This window comes from Caballeronia sp. M1242 (assembly GCF_017220215.1).
Taxonomy (GTDB): domain Bacteria; phylum Pseudomonadota; class Gammaproteobacteria; order Burkholderiales; family Burkholderiaceae; genus Caballeronia.
In genome coordinates, this window is record NZ_CP071130.1 from 485,237 (window position 1) to 500,734 (window position 15,498).

The window sequence follows — 15,498 nt, forward strand, 5'->3', positions numbered from 1 at the left end:
GAAACGCGCGATCGTCTCATCTTCTATTGCACGGTCTCGAGCACGTTTCTCACCGTCGTGAAGATGCGCTCGATCTGATCGTCTTCGATGATGAGCGGCGGCGAGAACGCGAGCGTATCGCCGGTATAGCGCACGAGCACGCCTGCCTCGAAGCACTTGACGAACGCTTCGTAGGCGCGCGCGCCGGGCGCGCCGTCGCGCGGTTCGAGTTCGATGCCCGCGACGAGCCCGAGATTGCGAATGTCCTTGACGTGCGGCGCGTCGCGCAGCGCGTGCGCCGCGCTTTCGAACGCCGGAGACTTCGATGCCGCGCGGTCGAACAGCTTGTCGCGCACATAGAGGTCGAGCGTCGCGATGGCCGCGGCAGTCGCGGCCGGATGCGCCGAGTACGTGTAGCCGTGAAAAAGTTCGATGGCGTTTGCCGCGCCCGCATCGATGATCGTGTCGTGCACCTTGCGCTGCGCCGCGACCGCGCCCATCGGAATGGACGCGTTGTTGATCGCCTTGGCCATGGTGATGAGGTCGGGCGTCACGCCGAAGAATTCGCTCGCCGTCGCCTTGCCGAGACGCCCGAAGCCGGTGATGACCTCATCGAAAATCAGCAAAATGCCGTGTTTCGTGCAGATTTCGCGCAGCTTCTGCAAGTAGCCTTGCGGCGGAATCAGCACGCCGGTGGAGCCTGCTACCGGTTCGACGATGACGGCCGCGATCGTCGACGCATCGTGCAGCGCGACGATGCGCTCCAGTTCGTCCGCGAGATGCGCGCCCCACGCCGGCTGGCCCTTCGAGAACGCGTTGTGCGCGAGATCGTGCGTATGCGGCAGATGATCGACCGAGGGCAGCAGCGCGCCCGAGAACGTCTTGCGGTTCGGCGCGATGCCGCCCACCGAAATGCCGCCGAAGCCCACGCCGTGATAGCCGCGCTCGCGCCCGATCAGCCGCGTGCGCTGGCCTTCGCCGCGCGCGCGATGGTAGGCGATGGCGATCTTGAGCGCCGTGTCGACCGACTCCGAGCCCGAGTTCGTGAAGAAGATGCGGTCGAGGCCGTCGGGCATCAGTTCGGCCACTTTCGTTGCGGCTTCGAACGCGAGCGGGTGCGCCATCTGGAACGTCGGCGCGAAATCCAGCGTGCCGAGCGCCTTCTGCACCGCCTCGACGATTTCCTCGCGGCAATGACCGGCGTTCACGCACCACAGCCCCGCGCAGGCGTCGAGCACGTCGCGGCCATCCGTCGACCGGTAGTACATGCCTTTGGCGCTTTCCAGAAGCCGCGGCGCGGCCTTGAACTGGCGATTCGCGGTGAAGGGCATCCAGAAAGACGACAGGTCGTCGATGACGGGGCGGGCGTTCATGGCTAGGACTCTCCTCGAAAGAACGGTCACTGTATGTCGACGCAATTTTGCGCGGCATAGACAGTTGCTTCACCGCGCTGCCAACTGTGCTGGCAAAATGGGGTGAACTGTGCTGGCAAACCTTGGCCGATTGAACCGATGATCGAACTCAACCTGGAACGCGGCTCGCGGCAGGCGCCGACGCTCGTCGAGCAACTCGTGCGCGCGTTCACATCCGCCATCGAGTCGGACGCGTTGCGCGCGGGCGCGCTGTTGCCTTCGGTGCGGCGTCTGGCCGAAAGCGAGCGTCTGAGCACGTTCACCGTGACCGAAGCGTACGGCAGGCTCGTGTCGATGGGCCTCGTCACCGCGCGGCGCGGCTCGGGGTATCGCGTGGCCGTGCGCGGGCCGCGCGCGCGGGCCCGCTCGGTCGAATGGCAGCCGCCGAGCCTCACGGCGACATGGCTGCTGTCCGATGTCTTCGCGGACCATTCGGTGCCGATCAAATCCGGCTGCGGCTGGCTGCCGAACGAATGGGTCAACGAAAGCGGGCTGCACCACGCGTTGCGCGCGGTGAGCCGCGTGCCGGCCGCGCGCATCGCGGATTACGGGCATCCGTACGGCTTCGCGCCCCTGCGCGAGCGCATTGCCGAGCAACTGGACCGTCACGGCTTGCCGGTCGATGCCGCATCCAATGTGCTCTTGACGAGCGGCGCGACGCAGGCGCTCGACCTGATCGTGCGCACCTTGCTGCGTCCGGGCGATGCCGTGGTCGTCGAAGATCCCGGCTACTGCAATCTGCTGCAGATTCTCAGGCTCGCCGGCCTGAACGTGCATGGCGTGCCGCGCACGGTCGCGGGCATCGACACGGACGTGTTCGAGCGCATCGTGACGGAGCATCGTCCGAAGGCCGTCTTTCTCAACACGACGCTGCAGAACCCGACCGGCGCGACATTCAGCATGGCGTCGGCGTTCCGCCTGATGCAGATCGCCGAGCGGCATGGCCTGTGGGTCGTGGAAGACGATGTGAACCGCGAACTCGCGCCGCCCGGCGCGCCGTTGCTCGCGGCGCTGGAAGGTCTGAGCCGCGTCGTGTATGTCGGCGGCTTTGCCAAGACCATTACGCCGTCGCTGCGCTGTGGCTATGTCGTCGCCGAGCGCGACGTGCTGCGCGAACTGGCGCGCACCAAAATGGCGGTGGGACTCACGTCGTCGGAGGCGACGGAGCGCATCGTCGAGAAGGTGCTGACCGAAGGGCGCTATGCGCGGCACGTCGAATTCGTGATCGACAAGCTGAAGGACGCGCATGCGGTCGTCGAGCAGCGCATGGATGCGCTCGGCGCGACACTGTTCCGCCGTCCGCGCGCGGGTCTTTTCGTATGGGCGGAGTTGCCGATCGATCCATCGCATGCGAGCGATGTCGCGACGCGCGCGCTCGAACATGGCATCTGGCTCGCGCCGGGGTCGTATTTCCGGCCGGGCGATGCGCCGAGCGCGTGGTTTCGCTTCAACGTGCCGTATTCGCTCGACGACGCGCTGTGGACTTTTCTCGGCAAGTCGCTTTGACCGCTAGGCAGCGGCGCGCGGACTCGCGCTCAGGCGATGCAGATGCGTGCGCGGCCGCGCTGCGCTCTTGCGATTACGCGATGCCGCGAGGTGCGCCTGCAAGCGCTCGCACACGTCTTTTCTGCGCACCGGATTGAGCGGATCGCACAGACGAATGGTGAGCGTGGCGGCTCGTGCATGCAGCGGCACGAGCGTGTCGGGCTCCGGCGCTTCCCAGAGCACGACGGTATGCGTGCCGTCCGATACTTGCACGATCTGAAAGTGCTCGAGATCAACTTTGCCGAGCTCGTGAGGTTCGATCGAATGATGCATGATGCCCCCGAAAACAGTCTCTCTGTGCATTGCCGGGCACGCAAACACTATGCCGATGCTTCGACCACGCAGCATCCCTGCGTGCCAGCGGGGCGACGTGTAATTTTCAGCATGACGTGCGTGAAAAAAAGCCATCGGCGCGCCAACGCATGTGTTGGCGCGAGCCCTACAGCGCGCTCGCGCCGTCTTCTTTCCTATGCTTATTCGCCGTAGATATCGAAGTCGAAGTACTTTTGCTCGATGCGTTTGTACGTGCCGTCCTTGATCATCGCAGCAATTGCGCCGTCGAGCTTCTCTTTCAGATCGGTGTCCTCCTTGCGAAGACCGATCGCGGTGCCGGGGCCGAAGATCGCGCTGTCCTCGAGAGCCGGGCCGGCGAAAGCGAACGGCTTGCCGCGCGGCGTGTCGAGAAAGCCGCGTTCGGCCTGCACCGCGTTTTGCAGCGATGCGTCGAGACGTCCGGCGAGCAGGTCGGCATAGACCTGATCCTGATCTGCATACGATACGACCGTCACGCCTTTGGCGCCCCAATGCGCCTTCGCGTAGCTCTCCTGCATCGACCCTTGTTCGACGCCGACCGATTTGCCCGCGAGCGATTCCGCCGTCGGCTGAATCTTCGAGTCGCGCTTCGCGACGAGTCGCGTCGGCACATGGAAGAGCTTGCTGGAGAACGCGATCTGCTTGACGCGCGCCGGCGTCATCGACATGGTGGACAGCACGCCGTCGAACTTGCGCGCCTTGAGGCCGGGAATCATGCCGTCGAAGGCGTTCTCGACCCATACGCACTTTGCGTCGAGACGGCGGCACAGTTCGTTGCCGACATCGATATCGAAGCCGACGAGCTGGCCGTCCGGTGCTTTGGATTCGAAGGGCGGATAACTGGCATCGACGCCGAACCGGATCGTGGACCAGTCTTTCGCATGGGCGCCGATAGACACGGCCAGCATGGAACTCAACAACACCGTCAACAGCGTCTTCACGTTCGTCTCTTCCTAGCGATAAGTTTGAATAGTTCTCGGACTGCCGCCGAAGATTATAGAGGCGTTAAGCAGGCGCTAAAAAAATGGCCGCGAAATTCGCGGCCATTCGGCTAAGGCATTGCGTTGCTGCAGAAGGTTCTCTTAGCTCGCGCGCACTTCGATGCGACGCGGACGCGCTTCTTCACGGCGCGGAATGGTGAGCTTGAGCACGCCGTTCGTCAGGTTCGCGTCGATCTTCGTGGTGTCGAAGTCGTCGCTGACGGTGAAGGCGCGGGCGAAGCGCGGCGCGCGCACTTCAGCGTGATGCACGCGCAAGCCGGCTTGCGCGGTGACCACCGCTTCGGCTTCGATATAGAGCCGCGCGTCATGCACTTTCACGTCCAGCTTTTCGCGCGGCACGCCGGGCAGGTCGGCCCACAGCGTGATGCCGTGGCTGTCTTCGACGATATCGACCGCGGGCGTGATGCTCGCGCGGCGCGCATTGTCTTCGTTCTTGCGCGTCACGTCGCCTTCGTTGCGCTGCGCCAGTTGAGTGGTGTCGTTCATCGTGAGCTCCCGAATGCTGATTTACTGAATGGTGATGGCGCGGGGCTTGGACGCTTCGCGCTTGCCGACCGTGATGGACAGCGTGCCGTTTTCATAGCGCGCCTGCACCTTGTCGATGTCCGCGTTCTGCGGCAGTTCGATCACGCGGCGGAAGCTGCCGGTAAAGCGCTCTTTCGCATAAGTGCGCGCGCCTTCGGTCAGCGTTTCTGCCTTGCGCTCGCCGCTGATCGTGAGCGTGCCTTTGTCCACGGTCACATCGAGCGATGCGGGATCCACGCCCGGCGCGAACGCGACGATCTCGACCGCCTCGTCCGTGCTGCCGATATTCAATTGCGGAAAGACATCCGCGCGGCTGTTCCGGATGCTCGATGGCAGGTTGCCGAACAGCGTCGACATTTGCCGCTGCATGCGATCCAGCTCCGCGAACACGTCGCCGCCAAAGTAGAAGTCACTCATGATCCAGTCTCCGAGAATGCGGCCGCATGAAGGCCGGCACAGTGCGTTGATCCTTGTGGGCAGGGCGTTCGAGCGTCGCTGCCCTCGGATCGAAAAATAGGTGCGGAGACGCTCATTTCAATAAGCCGGAATGCATTTTCAAGCGCAATTTTTATTCGTTCGGCGACTCTTGAAATGCGTTTTGCGACTCATAGATTGGACCGTTTGAGCGTTAGCCGCTAACGAATTCAATCCGCTCTTACAATGGGCGATCCAACCAGTGGCGGGGACGACAAGATGAAGGTGTGCATTTACGGCGCGGGCGCAATCGGCGGATGGATGGGCGTGCGGCTCGCGCAAGCGGGCTGCGATGTCAGCGTGGTCGCGCGCGGCGCGACGCTGGATGCGCTCACCACGCGCGGCCTGCAACTCGTGGAGAAGGACGCGACGCATACGGCGCAGGTTCGCGCGAGCGCCGCGCCCGACGCACTGGGGGAACAAGACCTCGTGGTGGTCGCCGTCAAAGCGCCGGCAATGGCCTCCGTGGCCGCGCACATTGCGCCGTTACTCGGCGCGCGGACCACGGTGCTCACTGCGATGAACGGGGTGCCGTGGTGGTTCTGCGAGGGCCTCGGCGATGCGTTCGCCGGCAAGCGACTCGCCTCGGTCGATCCGCAGGGCACGATCGCCGCCGCGATACCGAGCGCGCAGACCGTCGGCTGCGTCGTTCACGCGAGTTGTTTCGTGGAAGCGCCGGGCGTCATCCGGCATCATCAGGGCAACGGGCTGATTCTGGGCGAGGCGACCGGCAAGCCGAGCGCGCGCGTCGATTCGCTCGTATCGCTCTTTGCGCGGGCGGGCTTCGACGCGTCCGCATCGCCGCAGATTCAGCGCGACGTGTGGTTCAAGCTGTGGGGCAACATGACGATGAACCCGATCAGCGCCATCACCGGCGCGACCACGGACCGCATTCTCGGCGACGATCTCGTGCGCGGCTTCGTCACGCGCATCATGCTGGAGGCGAAGGAGATCGGCGCGCGCTTCGGCATTCCCATCGAACAGGAGCCAGCGGACCGGCATGCCGTCACGGCAAAACTGGGCGCGATGAAGACGTCGATGCTGCAGGACGTCGAAGCGGGCAAGGCCGTCGAACTGGATGCGCTCGTCGCGTCGGTGCGCGAACTCGGCGCGCTGACGGAGGTGCCGACGCCATTCACCGACGCGCTGCTCGGCCTCGCGCGCCTGCACGCCCGCACGCTGGGCCTCTATCCGGCGCAATGAGCAGCGAGTCGAGGACCTGATGAAAGAATCCCCGAGTGAACTCGTCGCCATGCGCGACATGCTGCGCGAGTTCGTGCGCGAACGCGACTGGCGCCGCTTTCATGCGCCGAAGAATCTCGCGGCGGCGCTGAGCGTGGAGGCGAGCGAGTTGCTGGAGCCGTTCACGTGGCTTCAGACCGGCGACAAGGCCGAGCTCGACGACGCGAAGCTCCGCGCCATTCGTCATGAGATGGCTGACGTGCTCGCTTATCTCGTGATGCTGGCCGACGCGCTCGATGTGGATCTGCATCAGGCGTTGCTGGAGAAGATGGCGCTGAATCGCGCGAAGTATCCGGCTGAGAAGGTTCGCGGCGATGCCCGCAAATACAGCGAATACGATGAATGACGAATGCAGCCCGCACGATTAAGCTCGCATGATCCACTAACGACCGAGGATGCCGATGGATTTTTCGCTTTCGCCGGAGTTGACCGAATTGCAGGCGCGGGTGCGCGCGTTCATCGCCGATGAAATCGTGCCGATGGAGCGCGATCCGCGCTGCACGCCGCACGGGCCGAACGAAGCGTTACGCGCCGAACTGATCGCGAAGGGCCGCAAGGCGGGCTTGCTGTCGAGCCATATCTCGCCGGAGTTCGGCGGGCTCGGGCTCGGCCATGTCGCGAAGGCGATTCTGTTCGAGGAGGCGGGCTATTCGCCGCTCGGCCCTGTCGCGTTGAATATCGCCGCGCCGGACGAGGGCAACATGCATCTGCTCGAAGCCATCGCGACGCCGGAGCAGAAGGAACGCTGGCTGCGTCCGCTCGCGGCGGGCGAGATCCGCTCGTGCTTCTGCATGACCGAGCCGTCGCCCGGCGCGGGCGCGGACCCGGCGATGCTCCAGACCACCGCCACGCGCGACGGCGACGAGTACGTGATTCACGGCCGCAAGTGGTTCATCACGGGCGCCGAGGGCGCGGCAGTCGCGATCATCATGGCGAAGTTCGTCGACGGCCCGGCGACGATGTTTCTCGCGGACATGTCGAGTCCCGGCATCGTCATCGAACGGGCGATGGATTCGCTCGACACGTGCTTTCCCGGCGGCCACGGCGTCGTGCGTTTCGACGGCCTGCGCGTGCCGGCGTCGAACGTGCTCGGCGAACCGGGCGAAGGCTTTCGTTATGCGCAGGTGCGTTTGTCGCCCGCGCGTCTCACGCACTGCATGCGCTGGCTCGGCGCGGCTCGCCGCGCGCATGACGTCGCGAGCGATTATGCGCGGCAACGTCAGGCTTTCGGCAAGGCGCTAGGCGAGCACGAAGGCGTCGGCTTCATGCTGGCGGACAACGAGATGGACCTGCACGTCACGCGGCTCGCCATCTGGCATTGCGCGTGGGTGCTGGATCAGGGCGTGCTCGGCAAGCACGAATCGAGCATCGCGAAGGTCGTGTCGTCGGAGGCGCTGTGGCGCGTCGTCGATCGATGCGTGCAAGTGCTGGGCGGGCAGGGCGTCACGCACGAGACGGTGGTCGCGCGAATCTTCGCGGACATGCGCGCGTTTCGGATCTACGACGGCCCCTCCGAAGTGCATCGCTGGAGCATCGCGCGGCGCATCTTGCGCGGGCCGAAGCCGGCTGCTTGAGGCGGCTGCTCGAGCCGGCCGTGTGAGCGCGATCACGCGCGCCGCTTTAGTGCGTCATCGGCGGCGCGTCGGCTCGTCGCTGCGCCACGATGCGGCCCGCGCGCATGGCATTGTCCGGATAGTTGATCCAGTCGTTCGGATCGTAGCCCGCAGCGATCCACGCGTGTAGTTCATAACGAACCTGAGCGCGTGTCTTGGGCGCGGACGAATTGTCGGCGAGCGGCTGCGCGAATGCAGACGCGGCCCAGCACGCAGCGAGCGCGCCGAGCATGATTCGGGAAGTAGCTTTCATGAGTCCCTCTTACGCCGCTGATGACGGCTTACTCATTCTAGGACACAACGCCGAATGTCACCGGCGCGCGCTCAACGTGACAGTCCGATGACTTTTGCAATGAACGGACCGCTTCGATTCGCCTTTCGTTCAGCGACGCGGTGTCTCGCAAAGCGCACGACTGGGGAAAGCCCGTGTTGCAATGCAGCATGTCATTGAGTATGCTGTCTTAAGCGGGCAATGAAGCCCCTCGTTTAGTCATAGTGCCCCGGCCGATTGGGCGTACGGGCAACGCAAAAAGAAGCGCCCGACATCAAGGGCGTTCGTCTAGGCAAGGCAGCACGCCTTACGGACGTCAACTTGAAGGAGCCGCATGTATGGACTTGACCGGATCATCGAAGCCGACGCTGCATATCTTCCACCAGGAAGGCGGGTGGCATTGGGGCATCACCGTCGAGCGCGCGGCAGGCGGCGGCATGAAGGTGGTCGCATATAGCGACGAAGGCTTCGATTCCGAGGAAGAGGCCCGCGAGGACGGCGAACACGTGCTGCGCTCGGAAGACTGGCGTTCGCGTCAACGATTCAGCCGCAGCGAGCGGCGCACCGGCTGTTCTTGAAATCGCGGCGCGTCGCTGCCTTCTTCCTCTTCTTCCATCAAACGACAAGGCCCCACCGCCTAGCGTTCTAGGAAACGCTAGCCTGTGGCGGCAATCAACTGCCCCCGCGTCTTATGCGGACGGCCTTTCGAGCGGCGGCGTGCCCTCGTGAAAGAACTTCCTGAGTTCCGTTCTCAGCTCCGGCGAATCTTGATGCTGATGCATGCTCACCGCATGTTGCACGGCGGCTTGCATCAATTCGTCATCGGAGTCGGCGGCGAGTGCGATCGTGCAGTTGCTGTCGCTCGAGCACTCGCGGCAATCGATGTACATGCGTGTCATGGCGTCCTCCTGACATGAAGGCGCTGACTTCAGTATAGGCCGTCGTTTTGGCTGCGATGTCGATTTGCGCGCGCCTGCGCAGTCGCGTAACGTTCATGCTCATGAACGGTTTCTCGATTCCCGACGCAACGCTTGCAGCGTACCGCGCTGCCATCTACCGGATACGCGGCGAGCCGCCCATCGATATGACGATCGGCGAGAAGAACGTGTCCGTCGCCGCGCTGCTGGGCCGTCACGGTGTTGCCAGCGCAATGTTCGTGACCGCGTTCAATCCATTCGGCTGCGAACTGAGCGCCGAGCAGAACGCCGCGAGGCAGCGGGCGCTCGAGGCGCACATCGCGCAAGCGGGGTGGATGGCGTTATCCGGCGAAGGCTTGGATCCGAAGAATGTCTGGAGCGCGGAGGCGAGTTTGTTCGTGCTCGGCGCGACTGAGTCCGATGCCGATAGTCTCATGCTCGCGTATGAGCAAAACGCCGTCGTGGTCGTGCTGGGTGATGGGTTGCCGCGACTGCGGCTGCATCCGCGATATAGGTGACCGAGTAGAGCGCTTTGATGCCGCTCCACCGATGCGGGTGAGGGCGTCGTGTGTCGTGCGACGTCCGCCGTTGGGGCGGGGAATGAACGGCCTCTTGTCCCGTGCTCTCGCAAATGCGCGCGCTCGCTGATGCCGCGCGGGTCGCTCCCTCTTCACGCGATATTCGCGACCGAACTCAATATCTGCTGCTTTCGGAAGGCGCGGCGTTGCCGCCTGCGGATGGCAGGGCTTCTGGTTGGGACCAGGGCCGACGACCGACGGGCTCGTCGCTCGGCTGTGCTTCGTCCAACGCCGACTGGAATGATGCACTCACTGGGCCAAGCGTAGTACCTAATCTGCCGAAGCCGACGAACGCTGCGCACAGCGGATTCGCTCACCAACGCGCGAGGCGAATGGCAGCCATGCAGGCGCGGCGGGCGTGCGCTTCATCGGCAAGACGACGTGGGCCGGGGCAACAACCGACAGCTGCGGCTTGCTTGCGGCATCTCAACAGCGATCCTGGCAAGGGACGCGGTGGCAGAGCTCGAGGCTGCGCCACTATCAAAGCATGAATGCGCCGCACGACAGTTCGTTTTTCGTCGGTACTGCGAATGATTTTGCCGTCGCGATGACGAGCGATGGGACCGACGCGATGGCGTACTGCGCACCAGAGGTTGCATCGGCGGCACGGCGATTGAACGCGCGCTGCTACCAGCATGGGCTTAACTGCGAGGTCGCCCCGACGACCCCGGGCAGAGCGCGAACCGCGTCTTGGAGCGCTTGTGTCGAGCGCGTTAAGCGGACCAGCACAACCGCGTACTGACCAAGGTCGCGCGTTGGCGGCCTGCACCTCCGTTTGTGTCGATCACGCGCTGAGCGTTATAGGCGTGCATGGCGACCGCCTCTAGCCTCCCGAACGCGCAGTTGCACCAACGCAGCATCACCCGTTGTTCTCACGCAACTGAGCAAGAGTGCAGCGACAAATCCCACCTTCACGCCTGCGAAAGATCTCACGTGATCGAACGGTAGCAGCGCGCTCGAATTCGGATTACTCCCATATTCCCCAATGCTAATCGCGGAAACACTCACGGGCTGTTCGCGGGTCCCCTTAGCGTCTCCCGCACCGTAAGAAAGCGAAGCATCGAATAATGAATAACGGGATTTACAAGCTGGTCTTTAGCCGCGTGCGGCACATGATGGTGGCGGTCGCGGATTTTGCGACGGGACAAGGCGCGCAGGGCAGCAGCGCAACGCAGCGCGCATCGGTCGCATCGTCTTTTAACGTCGGTTCTAGCCTTCCCATCCGTGCCGTGGCGTTCGCCGCGATGTTGCTGCTCGGTACTGCTATGTCGGTATCGCACGCGCAGATCGTTGCAGCGCCGGGGTCTGGTGCCCAGGTGATTCAGACGCAGAACGGACTCCAGCAAGTCGACATCGCCAAGCCGTCTGCTGCCGGTGTTTCCCTCAACAATTACTCGCAATTCGACGTGCCGGGAAAGGGCGCGATTCTCAATAACTCGCCGACCATCGTTCAAACGCAGCAGGCCGGTTACATCAACGGGAACCCGAATCTGTCGCCGGGGCAGTCCGCGGGCATCATCGTCAACCAGGTGTTGAGCAATTCGCCGTCGCAGTTGAACGGCTATCTGGAAGTGGCTGGGCAGCGTGCGGAAGTCGTCGTCGCTAATCCGAATGGCCTAGTGGTGAATGGTGGCGGCTTCATCAACACCTCGCGCGCGATTCTGACGACCGGTACGCCGAACTTCGGCGCGAGTGGCAGTCTCGCGGGCTTTACCGTCACCGGCGGCAACATCACCGTGCAAGGCGCGGGTTTGAATGCGACGAACGTCGATCAGGTCGATTTGCTGTCCCGTGCGATTCAGGTGAACGCCGCGATTTATGCCAACAACCTGAACGTGGTCGCCGGTTCGAATCAGGTCGACCATAACACGCTGGCTGCGACGGCCATCGCGGGCAATGGACCCGCGCCATCCGTCGCGATCGACGTCAGCGCGCTGGGCGGGATGTACGCCAACCGGATCTATCTGGTATCGAACGAGTACGGCGTCGGCGTCTCGAACAAGGACGTGCTGGCCGCGCAAGCGGGCGATCTGACGCTTCAGTCCAACGGTCAACTCGTGCTTGCCGGGACCACCAACGCGAGCGGCTCTATCAATGCGAGCGCCGCGCAGGGCATCAATAACAGTGGCACGACCTACGCGCAACAGAACGTCGTTGCGACCACCGGCGGGGCGCTTTCCAACTCGGGCGTGCTTGCCGCGCAGAACAACACGACCGTCAACGCGGGCAGCGTCGCATCTACCGGCACGCTCGGCGCGGGCGTGAACAGCGACGGGTCGATCGGCGGATCTGGCGATCTCAACGTGAGCTCGAGCGGCGCGATTTCGGCGACCGGGCGCAATGCAGCTGGCGGCAGCGCCGTCGTGCAAGGCGCGTCGGTCAATCTCGCCGGAAGTTCGACCACGGCGAACGGCAATCTCGCGCTCGCCGCCACGGACATCGACCTGTCGTCAGCGACCGCGACAGCCGGCGGCGGCATCAATGCGAACGCCGCTCGCACCTTCACGAACGACAGCGGCGCATTGAAGTCCGGCGCTGCACAGATGATCACAGCCGGCGCACTCTCGAACCGCAACGGGCAGATCATCTCGGGCGGCTCGCTGACCGCCAGCGTCGCGTCCGCGCTGCAGAACCAGAGCGGCACGATTCAGGCGGCGGGCGCGCTCGGCGTACAGGCGGGCAGTATCGACAACACTGCGGGCCACGTCACATCCCTGAACGCCGACGGCCTCAATCTGACCGCCTCTGGCTTGCTCAACAACGCGCAAGGCGGCGCAATCGGCGGGAACGGCAACGTCGTCGTGCAGGCAGGACAGCTTGCCAATGGCGGCTCCATCACGGCGGTGCAGGATCTCGCCGCGACCGCCACGCAATCGCTCTCGAACGCGGGCACGCTGGCCGCGAACGGCAACGCGACCGTTACAGCCGGCACAACGCTCACCGATGCAGGCGGCGCGATTTCGGCAGGCAAGCTCGTGAACGTGAAGGCCGCGACGCTCGATAACAGCAATGGCGCGATCAATGGCGATCAAGTCGCGCTCACGGCGACCAATCTCGTCAATCACAACGGCAGCGTGACCCAGACGGGCACGGGCGCGACGACGGTGGCTGTCACCGGCACGCTCGATAACGCGGGCGGGTCGATCCAGACCAATGCCACGGATTTGTCGCTCGCGCCCGCTGCGCTTTTGAATGACAACGGCAAGATCACGAGTTCGGGCACGGGCACGCTCTCGATCAACAGCGGTTCGTTGTCGAACAACGTCGGCACGATTGCGACGAACGGCGCACTGAACGCGACCGTCAGCGGGGCGATCGCGGCTCGCACGGCTTCAACGGCTCGTATTCGGTGCCGTGGGGCTACTGGACTGCAACGCTCTTCGGTAACACGAACACGTACTATCAGCAGATCGCGGGCGTGAACCAAACCTTCGTGTCGAGCGGCAACGCGCAGACGGCAGGATTCAAGCTGGCGCGCGTGCTACACCGCGGCCAGAACGATGTCTTCGGCGGCTACGCGCAGTTGTCCAAGCGCTTCGGCGCAAGTTTCATCGACGATACGGAGATCGTGCTCCAGCATCGCAACAACACATTCTTCGAAACGGGGCTGACCGATCGCCATTACTTCGGCGGGGCGCAATTCGACGGCACGCTCGCGTATCGGCAAGGCATTAACGATTTCGGCGCAACAGGGGATCCCTCGCAGCCGGCAGATGCCAACATTGCGCCGACGCCCGCAACGAAGCCAACAGGTCCGACCTACCTGTTTCACATGGCTGTGCTGGATGCGAACCTGTCCGTGCCATTCGCAATCGCATCTCAACCGCTTCGATACGTGACGACGTTCCACGGTCAATACACGAACGACACGCTGTTCTACCTCGACGATATAACCATCGGCAGTCGATACACCGTGCGCGGTTTCGATGGTGAGCAGATGCTGGCGGGCGAGAAGGGTTTCTATTGGCGCAACGAACTGCAAGCGCCGCTTGGCAAGAGCGGACAGACGCTATACGCGGGCATCGACTACGGCCACGTATTCGGACCGAACACGGCCTTTCTTGCAGGGACGCAACTCGTCGGCGCGGTGATCGGTATTCGAGGGGGCGTACCGTCGAAGTATGCCGGCTTCAGCTACGACCTGTTCGCCGGCACGCCGCTTTACAAGCCAGCCACGTTGAATACGTCACGCGTGACAGTCGGTTTCCAGATGACCGCTCAGTTCTAAGGTCACAGGGATGCGTCAGCCCTACCGTCGCTGCCGAAAGGCCACGAGCGCAGCCAACGGGCCGCTGGCCGGCCGCTACGCTTGGCGCTGCGCTCGGGCAACGCCGGGCGACGAAGCAGCGGCCGCCAGGCTCGAACGGCATGAGACGACTGCGCCGGAGCGGAAACTGCATCGAGCTTCCACGGGTGGCCCGGCGCCTGACCGCGACCGTACGAGAATCGCCTACTGACGCCGCGAGGCCGCGTCGAGCGACCTGGCTCACGTGACATGACTCGCGATCGCCGGGGCTATCGTCCCCGCTACCGGGTCACCATTGCGAACGCCATGCAATGACGGTCAGCGATTTGCAGCCTTGGCTGTCCGAATCCGCGAGCGCTGAATGGCGTTGGTGGCCCAGCGTGGTGCGGCGTGGGTAGGGCGCGTTAGCGAGACTGCTGGACGGCTATCGCTTACGATGCGCGCCCAGGCAAAAGCGGGAAACGCAAGGCCGAAAGCCTAGCGAACGAAGCATAGAGCCGCACCTATGGCGGAAGCGCTTGATACGATTCACGAGGCTCGCATCTAAAGCCGACGACGTATGAAGAATGCAAATCTCGCAATGACCGACAGAGTCGGCCATTTTGAGGGCTATTAGTGCATCCTTGGTTAACGCCGGCTTCCGCTGCCTTCTGCATCGTTCACTGGATCGCGCCCGTACATATTGCATACGTTGACCAAATGACCCCGCCATGCACACCGCTGTCGACCGAATCCCCCGCCGACGTCCGGGCGTGGCTCGTCGACATCGATCTGAGCGCGTCGTTGCGGGAAGCAGGCGACGGCGTCTTGCATCCCGACGAACTCGAACGCGCAGCCCGCTTCCTGCGACATGAAGACGCCGCCCGCTTCGCCACGATGCGCGCGGCGCTGCGCCGCCTGCTCGCCGCTCAACTGGGTGGCTCGCCCGCGAGTCTCGCGCTTGTCTCGGACGCGAACGGCCGCCCCACGCTCGCCATCCCCAACGCCCCCGATCTCAACATCGCCCATTCGGGCGCGCTTGGATTAATCGCGATGTCATTCGAGCGGCGCGTGGGTGTCGATATCGAAGAGGCGCGGCATTCATTCGACTGGCGCGAACTGCAAGCGACCGTTCTGCATGCTGCAGACCAGCGCGTCATCGACGCCCTGCCGCAAGCCGATCAGTCCGACGCTTTCTTCGCATGCTGGACCGCAAAAGAGGCGGTGCTGAAGGCGCATGGCGTGGGCATCGGCAGCCAGGCGTTGGGGATGCACGGCTTTTCGGTCCTGCCGCGCGATGGCGCGCGCTATTCGCTGTCCAATGAAGCAGGCGCGTTTCGCGCAGTATCGCTCGCCGTGCCTCGAGGCTATGCGGCCGCGCTGGCGTGGTCGGCCAAGTGAGCG

The 15,498-nt window shown here is 63.9% G+C and carries 14 protein-coding genes and 2 pseudogenes; 9 read left to right on the forward strand and 7 right to left on the reverse strand.

Annotated features, from left to right (window positions below):
• Window positions 1-23: 23 nt before the first annotated feature.
• Complete coding sequence (locus JYK05_RS15695; RefSeq protein WP_206469364.1) at window positions 24-1,352, reverse strand: aspartate aminotransferase family protein; 1,329 nt, start codon at window positions 1,350-1,352, stop codon at window positions 24-26.
• Window positions 1,353-1,490: 138 nt separating this feature from the next.
• On the opposite strand from JYK05_RS15695, the gene JYK05_RS15700 reads away from it, so the two are divergent.
• Entirely contained in the window at window positions 1,491-2,897 is a 1,407-nt protein-coding gene (locus JYK05_RS15700; protein WP_206469365.1) for a PLP-dependent aminotransferase family protein, read from the forward strand.
• 3 nt (window positions 2,898-2,900) lie between these two features.
• On the opposite strand, the gene JYK05_RS15705 is transcribed toward JYK05_RS15700, so the two are convergent.
• The 4 genes from JYK05_RS15705 to JYK05_RS15720 all read right to left on the reverse strand — a co-directional run bounded on the left by JYK05_RS15705 (window position 2,901) and on the right by JYK05_RS15720 (window position 5,191).
• On the reverse strand, window positions 2,901-3,209 hold the full coding sequence (locus JYK05_RS15705; protein ID WP_206469366.1) for a hypothetical protein: 309 nt from the start codon (window positions 3,207-3,209) through the stop codon (window positions 2,901-2,903).
• A 200-nt stretch (window positions 3,210-3,409) separates the two neighbouring features.
• Window positions 3,410-4,189, reverse strand: a complete 780-nt coding sequence (locus JYK05_RS15710) for an ABC transporter substrate-binding protein (protein ID WP_175941232.1) — start codon at window positions 4,187-4,189, stop codon at window positions 3,410-3,412.
• 141 nt (window positions 4,190-4,330) lie between these two features.
• The gene (locus JYK05_RS15715; RefSeq protein ID WP_206469368.1) at window positions 4,331-4,735 is read right to left on the reverse strand and encodes an Hsp20/alpha crystallin family protein; all 405 of its coding nucleotides are present in this window, start codon (window positions 4,733-4,735) and stop codon (window positions 4,331-4,333) included.
• 21 nt (window positions 4,736-4,756) lie between these two features.
• A complete protein-coding gene (locus tag JYK05_RS15720; RefSeq protein ID WP_206469369.1) occupies window positions 4,757-5,191 on the reverse strand; it encodes an Hsp20/alpha crystallin family protein in 435 nt (144 codons plus the stop codon).
• Between the two features lie 276 nt (window positions 5,192-5,467).
• On the opposite strand from JYK05_RS15720, the gene JYK05_RS15725 reads away from it, so the two are divergent.
• Genes JYK05_RS15725 through JYK05_RS15735 form a run of 3 tightly spaced genes read left to right on the forward strand, consistent with a single transcriptional unit; the run spans window position 5,468 to window position 8,064 of the window.
• On the forward strand, window positions 5,468-6,451 hold the full coding sequence (locus JYK05_RS15725) for a 2-dehydropantoate 2-reductase (RefSeq protein ID WP_206469581.1): 984 nt from the start codon (window positions 5,468-5,470) through the stop codon (window positions 6,449-6,451).
• 19 nt (window positions 6,452-6,470) lie between these two features.
• Window positions 6,471-6,836, forward strand: a complete 366-nt coding sequence (locus tag JYK05_RS15730; RefSeq protein ID WP_206469371.1) for a nucleotide pyrophosphohydrolase — start codon at window positions 6,471-6,473, stop codon at window positions 6,834-6,836.
• Window positions 6,837-6,891: 55 nt separating this feature from the next.
• On the forward strand, window positions 6,892-8,064 hold the full coding sequence (locus tag JYK05_RS15735) for an acyl-CoA dehydrogenase family protein (RefSeq protein WP_206469372.1): 1,173 nt from the start codon (window positions 6,892-6,894) through the stop codon (window positions 8,062-8,064).
• Between the two features lie 46 nt (window positions 8,065-8,110).
• Here JYK05_RS15735 and JYK05_RS15740 read toward each other — a convergent pair whose 3' ends face one another.
• Window positions 8,111-8,356 (reverse strand): DUF4148 domain-containing protein, encoded by a 246-nt coding sequence (locus JYK05_RS15740; protein WP_175941240.1) that lies wholly within the window; start codon window positions 8,354-8,356, stop codon window positions 8,111-8,113.
• A 356-nt stretch (window positions 8,357-8,712) separates the two neighbouring features.
• On the opposite strand from JYK05_RS15740, the gene JYK05_RS15745 reads away from it, so the two are divergent.
• Window positions 8,713-8,952, forward strand: a complete 240-nt coding sequence (locus JYK05_RS15745; protein WP_175941241.1) for a hypothetical protein — start codon at window positions 8,713-8,715, stop codon at window positions 8,950-8,952.
• A gap of 111 nt (window positions 8,953-9,063) precedes the next feature.
• Here JYK05_RS15745 and JYK05_RS15750 read toward each other — a convergent pair whose 3' ends face one another.
• Window positions 9,064-9,273, reverse strand: coding sequence for a DUF1059 domain-containing protein (locus JYK05_RS15750; protein WP_206469373.1), 210 nt, complete (start codon window positions 9,271-9,273; stop codon window positions 9,064-9,066).
• Between the two features lie 185 nt (window positions 9,274-9,458).
• Here JYK05_RS15750 and JYK05_RS15755 point away from each other — a divergent pair, with 185 nt between their 5' ends.
• The 4 genes and pseudogenes from JYK05_RS15755 (at window position 9,459) to JYK05_RS15770 (ending at window position 15,495) form a co-directional block, all read left to right on the forward strand.
• A complete protein-coding gene (locus JYK05_RS15755) occupies window positions 9,459-9,809 on the forward strand; it encodes a DUF3293 domain-containing protein (protein ID WP_241269984.1) in 351 nt (116 codons plus the stop codon).
• A gap of 1,127 nt (window positions 9,810-10,936) precedes the next feature.
• Window positions 10,937-13,216, forward strand: a pseudogene (locus JYK05_RS15760) (filamentous hemagglutinin N-terminal domain-containing protein); the annotation flags it as partial.
• Window positions 13,189-14,097 (forward strand): annotated as a pseudogene (locus JYK05_RS15765) (ShlB/FhaC/HecB family hemolysin secretion/activation protein); the annotation flags it as partial. The pseudogenes JYK05_RS15760 and JYK05_RS15765, both read left to right, overlap by 28 nt.
• A 717-nt stretch (window positions 14,098-14,814) precedes the next feature.
• Window positions 14,815-15,495, forward strand: a complete 681-nt coding sequence (locus JYK05_RS15770; protein WP_206469376.1) for a 4'-phosphopantetheinyl transferase superfamily protein — start codon at window positions 14,815-14,817, stop codon at window positions 15,493-15,495.
• Window positions 15,496-15,498 lie beyond the last annotated feature (3 nt).